Below are 18,292 nucleotides of genomic sequence, written 5' to 3'. Positions count from 1 at the left end.
CTCAGCCAGCAACCAGCGAGGACAGCACCAGCGTGCAACTGCGCTCGCAGTACTGCGTCAGCACCTCGCGGATACGCGGCAGGTCGCCACCCACCACCGCTTCTAGCAGTTGGGCGAACAGCACCAGGAAGTCGTTCATGTTGGCCTTGCGCTGGTCCAGCGCCAGGTAATAGGTGCGGCTCATGGCCGGCTGCAGGTTCTCGACGGTTTCCTGCAGGTAGGGGTTGTTGGCGAACGGGTACGCGGCGCGCATCACCGCGAAGCTCTCTTCGACGAAGGCCTTGATGTCCTGGCGCGCACTGGCGGCGTGCAGACGCTGCTGGATGACCAGAAACGGTGCAAGTTCGGCTTCGCTGCGCGGCGCGCTGGCCACGGCATTGCCCAGCAGGATGTACAGCTCGCTCATCAGGGTGCAGAGGCTGCGCACGTTGTGCTCGTTGAGCGCCGTAACCTGCGCGCCACGGCGCGGCAGGATGGTCACCAGGTGCCGGCGCTCGAGTATCAGCAGTGCCTCGCGCACCGAGCCACGGCTGACATTGAGCGCCTGGGTGACCTTCTGTTCCTGGATGCGCTCGGCAGGTTTGAGCTCACCGCGGATGATCCGCTCGGCCAGGTAATGGGCAATTTGCTCGGAGAGGCTGTCCGGCGCCTTGAACGTCATGGTTTTCCTTCAAAATCATTGAACTGTGCACAAGCGCCGATTGTAGCGCACTTGCCTGCACCTCGCGCAGCGGCACAGGCACGCAGTTGGCACGATTGAAGCAAAACAATCGTCAACCCGGCCCCGGTTCTATGCTGAATAAAGAGGCTATCGAGGATGACAGGATCAGCACGCACAAAAAGCTGACCTTGAAGTCAGAAAGCAGTTGACCGGCAAGTCAAGTCTGCCTACAGTCGACCCCGTCCACTCAACAACAATAATTCGCTTGTGAGGCCTTCCGTGATCCAGTTTCTACTCAACCAGGAGCTGCGCAGTGAGCATGCCCTGGACCCCAACCTGACGGTGCTCGAGTACCTGCGCGAGCACCTGGGCAAACCCGGTACCAAGGAAGGCTGCGCGAGCGGCGATTGCGGCGCCTGCACCGTCGTGGTCGGTGAACTGGCTGCAGATGAACACGGCCGGCAGCATCTGCGTTATCGCAGCCTCAATTCGTGCCTGACGTTCGTCTCGTCGCTGCATGGCAAGCAGCTGATCAGCGTCGAAGGGCTCAAGCACCAGGGCAAGCTGCACAGCGTGCAGCAGGCCATGGTCGACTGCCATGGCTCCCAATGCGGCTTCTGTACCCCGGGCTTCGTGATGTCGCTGTTTGCCCTGCAGAAGAACAGCGACGCCCCCGACCTGCACCGCGCCCAGGAGGCCCTGGCCGGCAACCTGTGCCGCTGCACCGGCTACCGGCCGATCCTGGCAGCCGCCGAGCAGGCCTGCTGCCAGGCCGCCCCCGACCAGTTCGACAGCGCCCAGGCACAGACCATCGCCCGGCTCCAGGCGATTGCGCCCAAGGAAACCGGCGAACTCAACAGCGGCGACAAGCGCTGCCTGGTGCCGCTGACCGTGGCCGACCTGGCCGAGCTGTACGGCTCGCACCCCGAAGCCCGCCTGCTGGCCGGCGGCACCGACCTGGCGCTGGAGGTCACGCAGTTCCACAAGACCCTGCCGGTGATGATCTACGTGGGCAACGTCGCCGAGATGAAGCGGGTCGAGGCCTTTGACGATCGCCTGGAAATCGGCGCCGCCACACCGCTCACCGACTGCTATGACGCGCTGAGCCGTGAATACCCCGACTTCGGCGAACTGCTGCACCGCTTCGCCTCGCTGCAGATCCGCAATCAGGGCACCCTGGGCGGCAACATCGGCAACGCCTCGCCGATCGGCGATTCGCCGCCCCTGCTGATCGCCCTGGGTGCGCAGATCGTGCTGCGCCGGGGTCAGGACACACGCACCCTGGCGCTGGAAGACTATTTCATCGACTACCGCATCACCGCACGCCAGGAAAGCGAGTTCATCGAGAAGATCATCGTGCCGCGGGCCAACCTGGCCTGGGCGTTCCGGGCCTACAAGGTGTCCAAGCGACTGGACGACGACATTTCGGCGGTGTGCGCCGCCTTCAACCTGCGCATCGACAACGGCGTGGTGGCCGAGGCACGTATCGCCTTCGGCGGCATGGCCGCCATCCCCAAGCGCGCCCGCGCCTGTGAAGCCGCCCTGCTCGGCAAGCCGTTCAACCAGGCCGGTATCGAGCGCGCCTGCCAGGCGCTGGGCGAAGACTTCACCCCGCTGTCGGACTTCAGGGCCAGCAAGGAATACCGCCTGCTCGGCGCGCAGAACCTGCTGCGCAAGTACTTCATCGAACTGCACACGCCGCACATCGAAACCCGGGTGACCGCCTATGTCTAACCATCCTCACGTGGCCAGGAGCCAGGCCGAACTGGCCGAGCTGTTCGCCCAGGGCCTGACCAGTGGCGTCGGGCGCAGCATCAAACACGACAGCGCCGACAAGCATGTGTCCGGCGAGGCGGTGTATATCGATGACCGCCTCGAATTCCCCAACCAGTTGCATGTGTACGCTCGCTTGTCGGACCGCGCCCATGCCCGGGTGCTGAGCATCGACACCCGCCCGTGCTACGCCATCGAAGGCGTGCGCATCGCCATCACCCACGAAGACGTCCCGGGCCTGAAGGACATCGGCCCGCTGCTGCCGGGCGACCCGCTGCTGGCCATCGACACCGTCGAGTTCGTCGGCCAGCCGGTGCTGGCCGTGGCCGCCTGCGACCTGGACACCGCCCGCCGCGCAGCGATGGCCGCGATCATCGAATACGAAGACCTGGAGCCGGTGCTGGATGTGGTTCAGGCCCTGCGCAAGAAGCATTTTGTGCTCGACAGCCACACCCACCAGCGCGGCGATTCGGTCACCGCGCTGGCCAGCGCCCCGCATCGGGTGCAGGGCACCCTGCATATCGGCGGCCAGGAGCACTTCTACCTCGAAACCCAGATCTCTTCGGTGATGCCCACCGAGGATGGCGGCATGATCGTGTACTGCTCCACGCAGAACCCCACCGAGGTGCAGAAGCTGGTGGCCGAAGTGCTGGACGTGCCGATGAACAAGGTCGTGGTGGACATGCGCCGCATGGGCGGCGGCTTCGGCGGCAAGGAAACCCAGGCCGCCAGCCCCGCCTGCCTGTGCGCGGTGATCGCGCGCCTGACCGGTCAGCCGACCAAGATGCGCCTGCCACGGGTCGAGGACATGTTGATGACCGGCAAGCGTCACCCCTTCTATATCGAATACGACGTGGGGTTCGATGACAGCGGCCGCCTGCATGGCATCAACCTGGAACTGGCCGGCAACTGCGGCTGCTCGCCGGACCTGTCGGCCTCCATCGTCGACCGTGCGATGTTCCACTCCGACAACGCCTACTACCTGGGCGACGCCACCATCAACGGCCACCGCTGCAAGACCAACACCGCCTCCAATACCGCCTACCGCGGCTTTGGCGGCCCGCAGGGCATGGTTGCCATCGAAGAGGTGATGGACCGCATCGCCCGCCACCTGGCACTGGACCCGCTGGCGGTACGCAAGGCCAACTACTACGGCAAGACCGAGCGCAACGTCACCCACTACTACCAGACAGTCGAGCACAACATGCTCGAGGAGATCACCGCCGAGCTCGAAGCCAGCAGCGACTACCAGCAGCGCCGCGAGTCGATCCGCCGCTTCAACGCCAACAGCCCGGTGCTGAAAAAGGGCCTGGCGCTGACCCCGGTGAAGTTCGGCATCTCGTTCACCGCCAGCTTTCTCAACCAGGCCGGTGCGCTGGTGCACATCTACACCGATGGCAGCATCCACCTCAACCATGGCGGCACCGAGATGGGCCAGGGCCTGAACACCAAGGTGGCCCAGGTGGTGGCCGAAGTGTTCCAGGTGGACTTCAGCCGCATACAGATCACCGCCACCAACACCGACAAGGTGCCCAACACCTCGCCCACGGCGGCGTCCAGCGGCGCCGACCTGAACGGCAAGGCGGCGCAGAACGCAGCCGAAATCCTCAAGCAGCGCCTGGTGGCATTTGCCGCGCGCCAGTACAAGGTCAGTGAAGAAGACGTCGAGTTTCGCAACGGGCACGTGCGCGTGCGCGATGAAATCCTCACCTTCGAGAGCCTGGTACAGCAGGCCTACTTTGCCCAGGTGTCGCTGTCGAGCACCGGCTTCTACAAGACCCCGAAGATCTACTACGACCGCAGCCAGGCGCGCGGGCGCCCGTTCTACTACTTCGCCTTCGGCGCGGCGTGCGCCGAGGTGATCGTCGACACCCTGACCGGCGAGTACAAGATGCTGCGCACCGACATCCTGCATGACGTGGGCGCCTCGCTGAACCCGGCCATCGACATTGGCCAGGTGGAGGGCGGGTTCATCCAGGGCATGGGGTGGCTGACCACCGAGGAACTGGTGTGGAACGCCAAGGGCAAGCTGATGACCAGCGGCCCGGCCAGCTACAAGATCCCGGCGGTGGCGGACATGCCGGTGGACCTGCGGGTGAAGCTGGTGGAGAACCGCAAGAACCCCGAGGACACGGTGTTCCATTCCAAGGCGGTGGGCGAGCCGCCGTTCATGCTGGGGATCGCGCCGTGGTGCGCGATCAAGGATGCAGTGGCCAGCCTGGCGGATTATCGCGAGCAACCGCAGATCGATGCCCCGGCCACCCCCGAGCGGGTGCTGTGGGGCTGCGAACAGATGCGCAAGGTGGTGGCGGGCCGGCAGGCGGCTGCCGAGGTGGAAACCGTTACACCGTAGTGCGCCCTTCGCCGGCAAGGGCGGCTCCTACAGGGCGCGATTGCTGTAGGAGCCGGCCTTGCCGGTGAAGAGGCCCGATCAGGCACTGAAGAGGCAACCGACTATGCACACCTGGATCAACGCCCTGTCCGACCTGCACACCCGGGGCGAACCCTGCGTGCTGGTGACCATCATCGAAGAGCTGGGCTCCACCCCACGCAATGCCGGCTCGAAGATGGTCGTCAGCGCGACCCAGCTGTTCGACACCATCGGCGGCGGGCACCTGGAATACAAGGCCATGCACATCGCCCGGCAGATGCTTGCCGAAGGCCGCGAAACCACCCACCTGGAGCGCTTCAGCCTCGGCGCCAGCCTTGGCCAGTGCTGCGGCGGCGCCACCGTGCTGCTGTTCGAGCCCATGGGCGGCGTGCAGGCGCAGATCGCGGTATTCGGCGCAGGCCATGTCGGCCGCGCTCTGGTACCCTTGCTCGCCGCGCTGCCCTGCCGGGTACGCTGGATCGATTCGCGCGAGCAGGAATTCCCCGACATCATCCCCACGGGGGTGAGCAAGGTCGTCAGCGAGGAACCGGTCGACGAGGTCGATGAACTGCCCGCCGGCAGCTATTGCATCGTCATGACCCACAACCATCAACTGGACCTGGAACTGACCGCCGCGATCCTCAAGCGCAACGATTTCACCTGGTTCGGCCTGATCGGCTCCAGGACCAAGCGCGTGAAGTTCGAGCACCGCCTGCGCGAGCGCGGCTTTGCCGCCGACAGCCTGGCACGCATGCGCTGCCCGATGGGCCTGGCCGAGGTCAAGGGCAAGCTGCCGATCGAGATCGCCGTGTCCATCGCCGCCGAAATCATCGCTACCTACAACGCGAACTTCGGCCAGCATACCGGCTCGGACACCACCCAACCCATTGCCAAACTGCTGCCGCCGTCACGGCGCAGCCAAGCCATTTGACGAGAGCCACATGAGCGCAACCCGCAAAGCCTACCGTGCCGCCCTGCTGCACAGCCTCGCCGACCCTGCCGAGGTGGGCGTCGAAGCATCGTATGAATATTTCGAAGACGGCCTGCTGGTCATCGACCAGGGCAAGATCAGCGCCATCGGCCACGCCAGCGAACTGCTGCCAGGCCTGGACGCCGACATCGAAGTGGTGCACTACCAGGACGCCTTGATCACCCCGGGGTTCATCGATACCCATATCCACTTCCCGCAGACCGGCATGATCGGCTCCTACGGCGAGCAGTTGCTGGACTGGCTGAACACCTACACCTTCCCGTGCGAGCGCCAGTTCGAAGACAAGGCTCACGCCGACAAGGTGGCCAAGCTGTTTCTCAAGGAGCTGCTGCGCAACGGCACCACCTCGGCGCTGGTGTTCGGCAGCGTGCACCCTGCCTCGGTCAACGCCCTGTTCGAGGAAGCCGAGCGCCTGGACCTGCGCCTGATCGCCGGCAAGGTGATGATGGACCGCAACGCCCCCGACTACCTGACCGACACCGCCGAGTCGGGCTACGCCGACAGCAAGGCGCTGATCCAGCGCTGGCACGGCAAGGGCCGCCTGCACTATGCGGTGACCCCGCGCTTTGCGCCCACCAGCACCCCGCAACAGCTGGCCCTGGCCGGCCAGTTGCTCAAGGAGTTCCCGGACCTGTACCTGCACACCCACCTGAGCGAAAACCTCAAGGAGATCGAGTGGGTCAAGGCGCTGTTCCCCGAGCGCAGCGGCTACCTGGATGTGTACGACCATTTCGAGCTGCTGGGCGAGCGCTCGGTGTTCGCCCACGCCGTTCACCTGTGCGATGCCGAATGCCAGCGCCTGGCCGAGACCGGTTCGGCCGTGGCGTTCTGCCCGACCTCCAACCTGTTCCTAGGCAGCGGCCTGTTCAACCTGCCCCAGGCCGAGCAGCACAAGGTCAAGGTCGGCCTGGGCACCGACGTGGGCGCCGGCACCAGCTTCTCGCTGCTGTACACCCTGAACGAAGCCTACAAGGTCATGCAGTTGCAGGGCGCACGCCTGAGCCCGTTCAAGTCGCTGTACCTGGCCACCCTGGGCGGTGCTCGGGCTTTGAACCTGGAGGAGCGCATCGGCACCCTGCAACCGGGCAGCGATGCCGACTTCATCGTGCTCGACTACAAGGCCACCCCGTTGCTGGACTACCGTCTCCAGCAGTCCGGCAGCATCGAGGAGACCCTGTTCGTGCTGACCACCCTGGGCGACGACCGTACCATTCGCGAAACCTTTGCCGCCGGGCGCAGCGTGCACCAGCGCTAAGGCGTTCGAAACAGGCCGCGGTACAACGCGCCGCCGATCACTGCCCCGATCAGCGGCGCCACCCAGAACAGCCACAGCTGATGCAGCGCCCAGCCACCGACGAACAGCGCCGGCCCGGTGCTGCGTGCCGGGTTCACCGACGTGTTGGTAACCGGTATCGACACCAGGTGGATCAGCGTCAGCGCCAGCCCGATGGCGATCGGCGCAAAGCCGGCCGGCGCCCGCGAATCGGTGGCGCCCATGATGATCAGAATGAACATCGCGGTCATCACCACCTCGCTGACAAAACCTGCCCCAAGCGAGTACTGCCCCGGCGAATGCTCGCCATAGCCGTTCGAGGCAAGCCCGTTCGACAGCTCGAAGCCGACCTTGCCGCTGGCGATGAGGTAGATCACGCCGGCAGCCAGGATGGCGCCCACCACCTGGGCGATCACGTACGGCACCAGGTCCTTGAGCGGAAACCGCCCGCCCACGACCAGGCCCAGCGATACCGCAGGGTTGAGGTGACAACCGGAGATATGACCGATGGCGAATGCCATGGTCAGCACAGTCAGCCCGAAGGCCATGGAGACACCGACCAGGCCAATGCCGATCGGAAAAGACGCAGCCAGTACCGCGCTGCCACAACCCCCCAACACCAACCAGAACGTCCCTATCAATTCAGCTCCCATGCGTTTGCTCATGGGCATCGACATCAGTCAGTCCTCAAGAAGTGGTACGCCTGAAGCGCAAGCCCAACTGCTTGATGAAGGTTTGCGGGAGTGCAACAGATAGAAATCTAGCAGAGGTTGGCTCAAGTGCCAGCAGCCCTGAAAGCATCGCGGGTCAAGCCCGCTCCCACAAGGACCGAGACAATCCTGTGGGAGCGGGCTCGACCCGCGATTGCAGGCGACGCGGTATCAGCCCTTGGCCGGCACCGAGCTGCCGCGCTTCTTGGTTTGCAGCAGGTGCGAGAACACCGCGTGCAGGTCATCCGACGCACTCTCCTCGTCGAGGTTGAGCTTGCTGTCGATGTGGTCCATGTGGTGCATCATCAGGCTCACCGCCTGGGCCGCATCACGCGCCTCGATGGCGTCGATCAGTTGCATGTGCTCGTCATACGAGCAGTGCGAGCGGTTGCCGCTTTCGTACTGGGCAATGATCAGCGAAGTCTGCGATACCAGGCTGCGCTGGAAGCTGATCAGCGGTGCATTGCCCGCCGCTTCCGCCAGCTTGAGGTGAAACTCGCCAGACAGGCGAATGCCGGCACCCCGGTCGCCGCGCGAGAAGCTGTCGCGCTCGTCGCGCACCATCTGGCGCAGTTCGTTCAACTGCTCGGCGGTGGCGTGCTCCACTGCAAGTTCGGTGATGGCACGCTCGACCATGCGCCGCGAAAAGAACACCTGACGCGCCTCTTCGACGGTCGGGCTGGCCACTACCGCACCGCGATTGGGGCGCAGCAGCACCACGCTTTCGTGGGCCAGGCGCGACAGCGCACGCCGGATGATGGTGCGGCTGACGCCGAAGATCTCGCCCAGGGCTTCCTCACTCAACTTGGTACCCGGCGCCAGGCGTTGTTCGAGGATTGCCTCGAATATGTGCGCGTAAACGATATCGTCCTGGGTGCCGCTACGACCGGCCTTGCCGGTGCGCGTGGGTTTCTTGAGGGGTTGCAGCTGTTCGTTCATGGGCGCTCGAGCACGGAGATCCACCTATCGGACCCTGACTGTAATACCAGCCAGTAGGGCGATGGCAAGTCCTGGATAGAAAATTAGACGTTCATGGTATTGACGCATTGTACACAGGCTTGGCGATTTCTGCAGAGTGCCATCACGTTATAGCCGTGGCGACAATTTACCTGCACACACCGACAAAAACATTATTTGCATTATTTGTATACAAACGCATAATCCAGCCGTGCAACTTCCTGACCCGCAGGTCAACAACAGGTCCGGTCGCCATGCCCTCCCCCTCGCAGAGCCCCCAGTCAACGCGCAGGACAAGCTCTGAACAACAAGAAAAGACGTGAGGAGTACACGCTGTGGAAAGCCGCAAACCCCAAGCCCCTACGCTGGATCTTGCCCCACCGCTCGAAACGAGCTGGCTGGAGCGGATTTTCAAACTCAAGCTGCACGGCACCACTGTCAGGACCGAACTGATCGCGGGTGTAACCACCTTCATCACCATGGCCTACATCATTTTCGTCAACCCCAACATCATGGCCGACGCCGGCATCGACCACGGTGCCGCGTTCGTGGCCACCTGCATCGCGGCGGCGCTCGGCTGCCTGCTGATGGGCCTGTATGCCAACTGGCCGGTGGGCCTGGCACCCGGCATGGGGCTGAATGCCTTTTTCACCTACACCGTGGTCGGCACCATGGGCTACACCTGGGAGGCCGCGCTGGGTGCGGTGTTCGTATCGGGTGTGCTGTTCATGCTGCTGACGCTGTCGCGGGTGCGCGAATGGCTGCTCAACAGCATCCCGCTGAGCCTGCGTCACGCCATGGGCGCGGGTGTGGGGCTGTTTCTCGGGGTGATCGGGCTGAAGACGGCCGGCATCATCGTCGCCAGCCCAGCCACCCTGATCAAGCTCGGCTCGCTGCACGAGCCTGGCCCGCTGCTGGCGGCGGCGTGCTTCCTGATGATTGCCGTGCTCAGCTATCGCCGGGTGTTCGGCGCGATCCTGATCAGCATCATCGCCGTGACACTGGCCGGCTGGGCCCTGGGCCTGGTGGAGTATGGCGGCGTGTTCTCCCTGCCGCCGAGCCTGGCGCCCACCTGGATGGCCATGGACGTGGCGGGCGTGTTCAACGTCAGCATGATCAGCGTGGTACTGGCATTTCTGTTCGTGCACATGTTCGACACCGCCGGCACTTTGATGGGCGTGGCCCAGCGCGCCAACCTGGTGAACGCCGAGGGGCGCATCGAAAACCTGTCGCGGGCGCTCAAGGCCGACAGTGCATCGAGCGTGTTCGGTGCAGTGGTGGGTGTGCCGCCGGTCACCAGCTACGTGGAAAGTGCTGCAGGTGTGGCGGCCGGCGGGCGCACGGGGCTCACGGCCGTGGTGGTCGGCCTGCTGTTCGTCGCGGCGATGTTCTTTGCGCCGCTGGCGGGCATGATCCCGGCCTATGCCACCGCCGGCGCACTGATCTATGTGGCGATGCTGATGATGGGCAGCATGGCGCACATCAACTGGGATGAAGCCACCGACAGCATTCCGGCGATCGTCACGGCGATCATGATGCCGCTGACATTCTCGGTGGCGGACGGCATTGCGCTGGGCTTCATCACCTATGTGGTGCTCAAGGCCGGCACCGGGCGCTACAGGGAGATCTCGGCGAGCCTGTGGGTGCTGTGTGCGATCTTTGTGGCCAAGTTCGTGTTCCTGTAAGCACTGCGTCGGTTCAAGGAGCCTCGCCTTCGGGCGGGGCTTTTTGTTGCCTGTGCCGCTCTGCCAGCGAACAGCCCTGCAGGCACGCCCTCGAATCCGAGGCAAAAAAAAGCCCGCCAGTGAGAGCGGGCAAGGACCTACGAAGATTCATCTAGCGACCAACTAGCTTCCGCGATAGGTCGAGTAACTGTACGGCGAGATCAGCAACGGCACGTGGTAGTGATCCTGCTCGGCGCTGATGCCGAAACGCAGCACCACCACATCCAGGAACGCCGGCTCCGGCAACTGCACACCACGGGCACGGTAATAGTCACCGGCACTGAACTGCAGCTGGTACACACCGCTGCGGTAATCCTCACCCTGCAGCAGTGGCGCATCGCAACGGCCATCGCTGTTGGTCAGCGCCGTGTTCACCAGCTCAAGCTGCTGGCCTTCGACCCGGTACAGCTCGACCTTGATCGAGCTGCCAGGGCAGCCATGTGCGGCATCCAGTACATGCGTGGTCAAACGTCCCATTGCGTGCGCCTCGTTTCAATCTATGGGCAAAAAATACCCGCACGGCACCGGGATGAAGCAGGGCAGCGTGCGGCTGTCGGATTATTAAGACATTTTCAGCTAAAATTGTACACAATAAATTCGACGATTTTGTTAGCCTGCCGAGCGTACCCTGTAAATACGCCATCAGTCGCAAAGCCGCGTGCCTGGCGGACGCTATCGTCATTTACTGACCAATCAGGCAGGTTTCTTGCAACCTTTTTCAAGGGCGAATGGCGGAAGAAATGCGAAAAAACAGGCTTACAAATCGTCAATAAAGTTGTATACAATCACTCCATCGTTGTGGCCGATGACCTGACTCAGACACCACACCCCCGTTTTCACGTACAAGAAGGAAGGCTGCAGTGAGCGCTGATTATCCTCGCGACCTGATCGGTTACGGCAACAACCCACCCCATCCGCGCTGGCCGGGGAATGCCCGCATCGCTTTGTCTTTCGTGCTCAACTATGAAGAAGGTGGCGAACGCAACATTCTTCACGGGGACAAGGAATCCGAAGCCTTCCTTTCCGAGATGGTCTCGGCGCAGCCCCTGCAGGGCGCCCGCAACATGAGCATGGAATCGCTTTACGAGTATGGCAGCCGCGCCGGTGTGTGGCGCCTGCTCAAGCTGTTCGAAGACACCGGCGTGCCGCTCACCGTGTTTGCCGTGGCCATGGCCGCCCAGCGCCACCCCGACGTGATCCGCGCCATGGTCGCCGCCGGCCACGAGATCTGCAGCCACGGCTACCGCTGGATCGACTACCAGTACATGGACGAGAACCAGGAGCGCGAGCACATGCTCGAGGCCATCCGCATTCTCACCGACCTCACCGGCGAGCGCCCGCTGGGCTGGTACACCGGCCGTACCGGGCCCAACACCCGCCGGCTGGTGATGGAGGAAGGCGGCTTCCTCTACGACAGCGACACCTACGACGACGACCTGCCCTACTGGGAGCCCAACAACCCCACCGGCAAGCCGCACCTGGTGATCCCCTACACCCTGGACACCAACGACATGCGCTTCACCCAGGTGCAGGGCTTCAATTGTGGCGAGCAGTTCTTCCAGTACCTCAAGGACGCCTTCGACGTGCTCTACGCCGAAGGTGCCGAGGCACCGAAGATGCTCTCGATCGGCCTGCACTGCCGCCTGATCGGCCGCCCGGCACGCATCGCCGCGCTCAAGCGCTTCGTGGAGTACGCCAAGAGCCATGAGCAGGTGTGGTTCGCCCGGCGCGTGGACATCGCCCGCCACTGGCATGCCACCCACCCTTTCCAAGCCGAGAGCGCCAAATGACCGACTTCAAGACCCTCAAGCCTTCGACCCTGGACCGTGCCGCGTTCGTCGCCGCCTTCGCCGACATCTACGAGCACTCGCCGTGGGTCGCCGAAAAAGCCTACGACCTGGGCCAACTGCACGAGCTGGACCAGATCGAAGCCCTGCACCAGCGCATGAGCGACATCCTGCTCAGCGCCGATCACGCCAGCCAGCTGGCCCTGATCAATGCTCACCCGGACCTGGCCGGCAAAGCCGCCGTCCAGGGCGAACTGACCGAATCGAGCACCAACGAACAGGCTGGCGCCGGCATCCACCAGTGCACCGCCGAAGAGTTCGCCCGTTTCACCGAACTCAACGACGCCTACAAGGCCAGGTTCCAGTTCCCGTTCATCATGGCGGTAAAAGGCAGCAACCGGCACCAGATCCTCGCCTCGTTCGAGAAACGCATCCACAACTCGGTCGAGGCCGAGTTCAAGGAAGCCCTGGCGCAGATCAACCTGATCGCCCTGTTCCGCCTGCAGCAGCTGTAACCGGCGCGCCTTGGCAGGCACTGGCCTGCCGGCATTCGCCAAAGCCCCGACAACACATAATTAGAGAACACCCGCATGCGCACTTTAGTGATTGAGCCCCTGACCAAAGAAGCCTTCGCCCCTTTCGGTGACGTGATCGAAACCGACGGCAGCGACCACTTCATGATCAACAACGGTTCGACCATGCGCTTCCACAAGCTGGCCACGGTAGAAACCGCCCAGCCCGAGGACTCCGCCATCATCAGCATCTTCCGCGCCGACGCGCAGGACATGCCGCTGACCGTGCGCATGCTGGAGCGCCATCCGCTGGGCAGCCAGGCCTTCATCCCGCTGCTCGGCAATCCCTTTCTGATCGTGGTCGCGCCCGTTGGCGATGTACCTGTATCGGGTCTTGTCCGCGCCTTTGTCAGTAATGGCAGGCAGGGCATCAATTACCATCGCGGCGTCTGGCACCACCCGGTGCTGACGATCGAAAAGCGGGATGACTTCCTGGTGGTTGATCGCAGCGGTTCCGGCAACAACTGCGACGAACATTTCTTCAATGAGGATGAGCAACTGATCCTCGCACCCCACCAATAAGAGAAGGTCGGTCACTGGCCTGCGGTGACCGGCAAGAGGTAAAGACTGTGGAAGCACATCTGTTGGAATGGCTGAACCTGAGCGTGCGCTGGGTTCACATGATCACTGGCGTGGCCTGGATCGGCGCGTCGTTCTATTTCGTATGGCTGGAGAACAACCTCAACCGGGCCAACCCGCGCGACGGTCTGTCGGGCGACCTCTGGGCGATTCACGGTGGCGGTATCTACCACCTGGAAAAGTACAAGCTGGCCCCGCCGAAAATGCCGGAGAACCTGCACTGGTTCAAATGGGAAGCCTATTTCACCTGGATGTCGGGTATTGCCCTGCTGTGCCTGGTGTTCTACTGGAACCCCAGCGTCTACCTGCTGGCCCCCGGCAGCACCCTGAGCGGTGGTGAAGGCATCGCCATCGGCGTCGGTTCGCTGATCGCCGGCTGGCTCATCTACGACGTGCTGTGCGACTCGCCCCTGGGCAAGCGCCCCGGCCTGCTCGGCCTGGTGCTGTTCGTGCTGATCATTGCGGCCTGCTACGGCTTCAGCCAGGTGTTCAGCGGCCGTGGTGCGTACCTGCACACCGGCGCGATCATCGGCACCATCATGGTCGGCAACGTGTTCCGCATCATCATGCCGGCCCAGCGTGCACTGGTCGCCGCCATCGAGAAGAACGAAACCCCCGACCCGACCCTGCCGGCCAAGGGCCTGCTGCGTTCGCGCCACAACAACTACTTCACCCTGCCGGTGCTGTTCATCATGATCAGCAACCACTTCCCGAGCACCTACGGCAGCCAGTACAACTGGCTGATCCTGGCCGGGATCGCGATTGCAGCGGTGCTGGTGCGTCACTACTTCAACACCCGCCACGACAGCGCCAAGTACGCCTGGACCCTGCCGGTCGGCGCCCTGGCGATGATCTGCCTGGCCTACGTCACCGGCCCCAAGCCGATGCCGACCGCCCCTGAGCAGGCCGCTGCCAAGGTCCAGTACCAACCGCTGCCGGAAACCGCACTGGGTGGCAAGACCGCTGCCGAGAAAGCCGCCGAACAGGCCGCCAACCCGGCACCTGCCGCCACCCCGGCCGAAGCGCCCGCCACTGCCACCGCTGCGGCGGACAGCGGCAACTTCGACAAGATCCACAGCGTCATCCAGGAACGCTGCACCGTGTGCCATTCGGCCAAGCCGACCAGCCCGCTGTTCAGTGCCGCCCCGGCCGGCGTGATGCTCGATACCCCGCAACAGATCCAGCAACTGGCCCCACGCATCCAGGCACAGGCCGTCGCCAGCCAGATCATGCCCCTGGGCAACATCACCCAGATGACCCAGCAGGAACGTGAACTGATTGGTGCATGGATCGCCAAGGGTGCTCCAACCAACTGATACAAGCTTCAAGCGGCAAGCTACAAGCTGCAAGCCAGGCGCGGCCTCCTGCTTCTTCGCAAGCAGGGCGCCTGAGCCTGCAGCTACCCAGAATAAAAACAAAACCTGAGGTGCTGCATGTCCGAGTCACGCAAGGCGTACATCCCCGTTGCGCCGCCACGACAGCCACTGCCCCTGCTGCAACTGATCCTGGTGGGTTTGCAACATGTTCTGCTGATGTACGGAGGTGCCATTGCGGTGCCGCTGATCATCGGGCAGGCCGCCGGGCTCTCTCGTGAAGAAATCGCATTCCTGATCAATGCCGATCTGCTGGTCGCCGGTGTCGCCACCGTGGTCCAGTCGCTCGGCATTGGCGCACTGGGCATCCGCATGCCGGTGATGATGGGCGCCAGCTTCGCCGCCGTCGGCAGCATGGTGGCCATGGCCGGCATGCCCGGCGTGGGCCTGCAGGGGATTTTCGGCGCGACCATCGCCGCCGGCTTCTTCGGCATGCTGATCGCCCCGTTCATGTCCAAGGTGGTGAGGTTTTTCCCGCCACTGGTCACCGGCACGGTGATTACCTCCATCGGCCTGTCGCTGTTCCCGGTCGCCGTCAACTGGGCCGGCGGCGGCGCGGCGGCCGCGCCGTTCGGCTCGCCGATCTACCTGGCCGTGGCCGGCCTGGTGCTGACCACCATCCTGCTGATCAATCGCTTCATGCGTGGCTTCTGGGTGAACGTGTCGGTACTGATCGGCATGGGCCTGGGCTACATCATTGCCGGCGCCATCGGCATGGTCGACCTCAGCGGCCTGGCCCAGGCCCCCTGGGTACAGGTGGTCACCCCGCTGCACTTCGGCATGCCCACCTTCAGCCTGGCGCCGATCCTGTCGATGTGCCTGGTGGTGGTGATCATCTTCGTCGAGTCCACCGGCATGTTCCTGGCGCTGGGCAAGGTCACCGAGCGTGAAGTGACCCCCGGCATGCTGCGTCGCGGCCTGTTCTGGGACGCCGGCGCCTCGTTCGTGGCAGGCTTTTTCAACACCTTCACCCACTCCTCGTTCGCACAGAACATCGGCCTGGTCCAGATGACCGGCGTGCGCTGCCGCTACGTGACCGTGGTGGCCGGGCTGTTCCTGATCGTGCTCAGCCTGCTGCCCAAGGCGGCATTCCTGATTGCCTCGATCCCGCCGGCGGTACTGGGCGGCGCCTCCATCGCCATGTTCGGCATGGTCGCGGCCACCGGCATCAAGATCCTGCAGGAGGCCGACATCGGCGACCGGCGCAACCAGTTGCTGGTGGCCGTCAGCGTCGGCATGGGGCTGATCCCGGTGGTACGTCCGGAGTTCTTCGCGCAGATGCCGCAATGGATGGAGCCGATCACCCACAGCGGCATCGCCATGGCCACCGTCAGTGCCCTGGTACTGAACCTGCTGTTCAACGTATTGGGCGGCGCCGAACGCGCCGCGCACAACGACGCCGTGCACCAGCACTGATACACGGGGCGGCGCCTGCCGCCCCGGTCAACCCGAGCACCACGCAGTACCGTCGGCCCCTGGGAGTGGGCCGCTCGGGGCGCGTTTGCGCCGAAAAAACCGCAATCCAACAATAACAATAGCCGGGAATAACCACATGAAACGCATCACCTCTTCCCTCTTGCTGGGCAGCAGCTTGCTGGCCACGCTTCCTGCGGTAGCGGAGGACCTGCTGCTCTGGCACACCAACAGCCTGACGTATCTGTACGGCAAGGACTTTCAGGTCAACCCGCGGATCCAGCAGACGGTGACTTTCGAGCACGCCAACAAATGGAAGTACGGCGACAACTTCCTGTTCGTCGACAAGATCTTCTACAACGGCGGCCAAGACCGTAACAAGGGCAAGAACACCTACTACAGCGAGATCAGCCCGCGCCTGTCGTTCGGCAAGATCTTCGACCAGAAGCTGGAGTTCGGCCCGATCAAGGACGTGCTGCTGGCCATGACCTACGAAACCGGTGAAGGCGACAACGAGGCCTACCTGATCGGCCCGGGCTTCGACCTGGCCATCCCCGGCTTCAACTACTTCACCCTCAACTTCTACCAGCGCAACACCGAAGGCAGCCGCCCGGGTGATCGCGTGTGGCAGATCACCCCGGCGTTCTCCTACACCATCCCCATGGGCCGGTCCGACCTGCTGATCGATGGCTACATGGACTGGGTGGTGGACAACGACGAAAGCCGTCGCGGCACCTACCACGCCAACCTGCACTTCAACCCGCAGGTCAAGTACGACCTTGGCAAGGCGCTGAACATCGGCGCCAAGCAGCTGTACGTGGGTATCGAATACAGCTACTGGAAGGACAAATACGGCATCGAGGACAGCGATCGCCTCAAGACCAACCAGAGCGTGACCAGTGCGCTGATCAAGGTTCACTTCTAAAACCTGATCGAACGCACAGTTTTTGTCGCACACGCTCCATAACGGAGCACTTGAGGGACGGCGCGCAAGCCAGTAATCTGCGCGCCCCCTCGCTCAGGGTAGGACCCCTCCTACCTGCGTTTACTGACCGCTCAGTCAATGAATTCGGGCGGTTGGTAAGCGTATTGCCAGCCTCACACCCCTTGTTCAACTGTTCAGAAAGACGTCGAGCAGGCCCGTTGCGCCAACCCGCCAAGGTTGGCTCAGCTCTTGCGAACGCGCTGTGGCCGATCGAAAAAAGCTGACCAAAAAGACAACACGTTGAACCAGAACGGCGCCGACACAGAGTGCCGAATCAATCAAGGGAGCACGCAATGCGCATTACCAACAGCCTGATGCTTGCAGGCGGCCTGCTGGCGGCAAGTACCGCCACCGCCGGTGATCTGCTGCAGTGGCAGAACAACAGCCTGACCTACCTCTACGGCAAGGACTTTGCGGTCAACCCGCAGATCCAGCAGACCTTCACTTTCGAGCACGCCGATGCCTGGAAGTACGGCGACAACTTCCTGTTCATCGACAAGATCTTCTACAACGGCAAGAAGGACGGCAACGTCGGCCCGAACACCTACTACGGCGAGTTCACCCCGCGCCTGTCGTTCGGCAAGATCTTCGACCAGAAACTGGAGTTCGGCCCGGTCAAGGATGTGCTGCTGGCCATGACCTACGAGTTTGGCGAGGGAGACAACGAGTCGTACCTGATCGGCCCAGGCTTCGACCTGGCCATCCCCGGCTTCGACTACTTCCAGCTCAACTTCTACCAGCGCCACACCGAGGGCAGCCGCGCCGGTGACAACGTATGGCAGATCACCCCGGTGTGGTCGTACACCATTCCCGTGGGCAAGTCGGACATCCTGATCGACGGCTACATGGACTGGGTGGTGGACAACGACGAAACCCGGCGTCGCGGCACCTATCATTCCAACCTGCACTTCAACCCGCAGATCAAGTATGACCTGGGCAAGGCCCTGAACCTGGGCGAAAAACAGCTGTACGTCGGTTTCGAATACGACTACTGGAAAGACAAGTACGGTATCAAGGACAGCGACGCCTTCGATACCGACCAGAACACCGCGAGCCTGCTGGTGAAAGTGCACTTCTGACCGGGTTGCGTTCTTCGCCGGCAAGGCCGGCTCCTACAGACGGC

At 63.3% G+C, this 18,292-nt stretch carries 16 protein-coding genes; 12 read left to right on the top strand and 4 right to left on the bottom strand.

Going from position 1 to position 18,292, the window contains the following annotated elements; translation table 11 throughout:
* Position 1: 1 nt before the first annotated feature.
* On the bottom strand, positions 2 to 661 hold the full coding sequence (locus tag FW760_RS19160; protein WP_043862359.1) for a GntR family transcriptional regulator: 660 nt from the start codon (positions 659 to 661) through the stop codon (positions 2 to 4).
* Positions 662 to 940: 279 nt separating this feature from the next.
* On the opposite strand from FW760_RS19160, the gene xdhA reads away from it, so the two are divergent.
* From xdhA to guaD, 4 genes are all read left to right on the top strand, one after another.
* Positions 941 to 2,395: a xanthine dehydrogenase small subunit gene (gene xdhA, locus FW760_RS19155; RefSeq protein ID WP_054915592.1), complete on the top strand. Its 1,455-nt coding sequence runs from the start codon at positions 941 to 943 to the stop codon at positions 2,393 to 2,395.
* Positions 2,388 to 4,787 (top strand): xanthine dehydrogenase molybdopterin binding subunit, encoded by a 2,400-nt coding sequence (gene xdhB, locus FW760_RS19150; protein ID WP_116053272.1) that lies wholly within the window; start codon positions 2,388 to 2,390, stop codon positions 4,785 to 4,787. The genes xdhA and xdhB overlap by 8 nt, the downstream gene beginning before the upstream one ends.
* Positions 4,788 to 4,890: 103 nt before the next feature.
* Positions 4,891 to 5,736: a xanthine dehydrogenase accessory protein XdhC gene (gene xdhC / locus FW760_RS19145; protein ID WP_116053269.1), complete on the top strand. Its 846-nt coding sequence runs from the start codon at positions 4,891 to 4,893 to the stop codon at positions 5,734 to 5,736.
* A gap of 10 nt (positions 5,737 to 5,746) precedes the next feature.
* A complete protein-coding gene (gene guaD, locus FW760_RS19140) occupies positions 5,747 to 7,051 on the top strand; it encodes a guanine deaminase (RefSeq protein ID WP_058542039.1) in 1,305 nt (434 codons plus the stop codon).
* Here guaD and aqpZ read toward each other — a convergent pair.
* Together aqpZ and FW760_RS19130 are read right to left on the bottom strand one after the other, a co-directional pair.
* Entirely contained in the window at positions 7,048 to 7,746 is a 699-nt protein-coding gene (gene aqpZ / locus FW760_RS19135) for an aquaporin Z (protein ID WP_043862354.1), read from the bottom strand. The two genes, guaD and aqpZ, sit on opposite strands and share 4 nt — an antisense overlap.
* A 204-nt stretch (positions 7,747 to 7,950) precedes the next feature.
* The gene (locus FW760_RS19130) at positions 7,951 to 8,718 is read right to left on the bottom strand and encodes a GntR family transcriptional regulator (protein ID WP_043862353.1); all 768 of its coding nucleotides are present in this window, start codon (positions 8,716 to 8,718) and stop codon (positions 7,951 to 7,953) included.
* Positions 8,719 to 9,071: 353 nt separating this feature from the next.
* On the opposite strand from FW760_RS19130, the gene FW760_RS19125 reads away from it, so the two are divergent.
* Complete coding sequence (locus FW760_RS19125) at positions 9,072 to 10,421, top strand: NCS2 family permease (protein WP_054915598.1); 1,350 nt, start codon at positions 9,072 to 9,074, stop codon at positions 10,419 to 10,421.
* A gap of 162 nt (positions 10,422 to 10,583) precedes the next feature.
* Here the strand turns inward: FW760_RS19125 and uraH are convergent, their stop codons facing one another.
* Entirely contained in the window at positions 10,584 to 10,937 is a 354-nt protein-coding gene (gene uraH, locus FW760_RS19120) for a hydroxyisourate hydrolase (protein WP_043862351.1), read from the bottom strand.
* A 383-nt stretch (positions 10,938 to 11,320) separates the two neighbouring features.
* Here uraH and puuE point away from each other — a divergent pair, with 383 nt between their 5' ends.
* From puuE to FW760_RS19085, 7 genes are all read left to right on the top strand, one after another.
* Positions 11,321 to 12,250 (top strand): allantoinase PuuE, encoded by a 930-nt coding sequence (gene puuE, locus FW760_RS19115; protein ID WP_043862350.1) that lies wholly within the window; start codon positions 11,321 to 11,323, stop codon positions 12,248 to 12,250.
* On the top strand, positions 12,247 to 12,762 hold the full coding sequence (uraD, locus tag FW760_RS19110) for a 2-oxo-4-hydroxy-4-carboxy-5-ureidoimidazoline decarboxylase (RefSeq protein WP_043862349.1): 516 nt from the start codon (positions 12,247 to 12,249) through the stop codon (positions 12,760 to 12,762). Before puuE ends, uraD begins: the two co-directional genes overlap by 4 nt.
* 75 nt (positions 12,763 to 12,837) lie before the next feature.
* Complete coding sequence (locus FW760_RS19105) at positions 12,838 to 13,341, top strand: ureidoglycolate lyase (RefSeq protein WP_043862348.1); 504 nt, start codon at positions 12,838 to 12,840, stop codon at positions 13,339 to 13,341.
* Between the two features lie 47 nt (positions 13,342 to 13,388).
* Positions 13,389 to 14,714 (top strand): urate hydroxylase PuuD, encoded by a 1,326-nt coding sequence (locus FW760_RS19100; RefSeq protein ID WP_116053266.1) that lies wholly within the window; start codon positions 13,389 to 13,391, stop codon positions 14,712 to 14,714.
* A gap of 117 nt (positions 14,715 to 14,831) precedes the next feature.
* Positions 14,832 to 16,187 (top strand): nucleobase:cation symporter-2 family protein, encoded by a 1,356-nt coding sequence (locus FW760_RS19095; protein WP_043862346.1) that lies wholly within the window; start codon positions 14,832 to 14,834, stop codon positions 16,185 to 16,187.
* A gap of 136 nt (positions 16,188 to 16,323) precedes the next feature.
* Positions 16,324 to 17,109 carry an outer membrane protein OmpK gene (locus FW760_RS19090; RefSeq protein WP_043862345.1) on the top strand — a complete coding sequence of 262 codons (786 nt, stop codon included), beginning with the start codon at positions 16,324 to 16,326 and terminating at the stop codon, positions 17,107 to 17,109.
* 353 nt (positions 17,110 to 17,462) lie between these two features.
* Complete coding sequence (locus FW760_RS19085) at positions 17,463 to 18,248, top strand: outer membrane protein OmpK (protein ID WP_088515618.1); 786 nt, start codon at positions 17,463 to 17,465, stop codon at positions 18,246 to 18,248.
* The last annotated feature ends 44 nt before the right edge of the window (positions 18,249 to 18,292 follow it).

It is taken from the genome of Pseudomonas sp. 1176_21 (assembly GCF_052850635.1).
The sequence above is the reverse complement of the archived record's forward strand: the minus strand, read 5'-3'. Positions and strand labels throughout refer to the sequence as shown.

What these genes read in the sequence shown, in the direction of transcription:
- FW760_RS19160 (WP_043862359.1), bottom strand. Translation starts at nt 661, where the DNA reads ATGACGTTCAAGGCGCCGGACAGCCTCTCCGAGCAAATTGCCCATTAC.
- xdhB (WP_116053272.1), top strand. Translation starts at nt 2,388, where the DNA reads ATGTCTAACCATCCTCACGTGGCCAGGAGCCAGGCCGAACTGGCCGAG.
- xdhC (WP_116053269.1), top strand. Translation starts at nt 4,891, where the DNA reads ATGCACACCTGGATCAACGCCCTGTCCGACCTGCACACCCGGGGCGAA.
- guaD (WP_058542039.1), top strand. Translation starts at nt 5,747, where the DNA reads ATGAGCGCAACCCGCAAAGCCTACCGTGCCGCCCTGCTGCACAGCCTC.
- aqpZ (WP_043862354.1), bottom strand. Translation starts at nt 7,746, where the DNA reads ATGTCGATGCCCATGAGCAAACGCATGGGAGCTGAATTGATAGGGACG.
- FW760_RS19130 (WP_043862353.1), bottom strand. Translation starts at nt 8,718, where the DNA reads ATGAACGAACAGCTGCAACCCCTCAAGAAACCCACGCGCACCGGCAAG.
- uraH (WP_043862351.1), bottom strand. Translation starts at nt 10,937, where the DNA reads ATGGGACGTTTGACCACGCATGTACTGGATGCCGCACATGGCTGCCCT.
- uraD (WP_043862349.1), top strand. Translation starts at nt 12,247, where the DNA reads ATGACCGACTTCAAGACCCTCAAGCCTTCGACCCTGGACCGTGCCGCG.
- FW760_RS19105 (WP_043862348.1), top strand. Translation starts at nt 12,838, where the DNA reads ATGCGCACTTTAGTGATTGAGCCCCTGACCAAAGAAGCCTTCGCCCCT.
- FW760_RS19095 (WP_043862346.1), top strand. Translation starts at nt 14,832, where the DNA reads ATGTCCGAGTCACGCAAGGCGTACATCCCCGTTGCGCCGCCACGACAG.
- FW760_RS19090 (WP_043862345.1), top strand. Translation starts at nt 16,324, where the DNA reads ATGAAACGCATCACCTCTTCCCTCTTGCTGGGCAGCAGCTTGCTGGCC.
- FW760_RS19085 (WP_088515618.1), top strand. Translation starts at nt 17,463, where the DNA reads ATGCGCATTACCAACAGCCTGATGCTTGCAGGCGGCCTGCTGGCGGCA.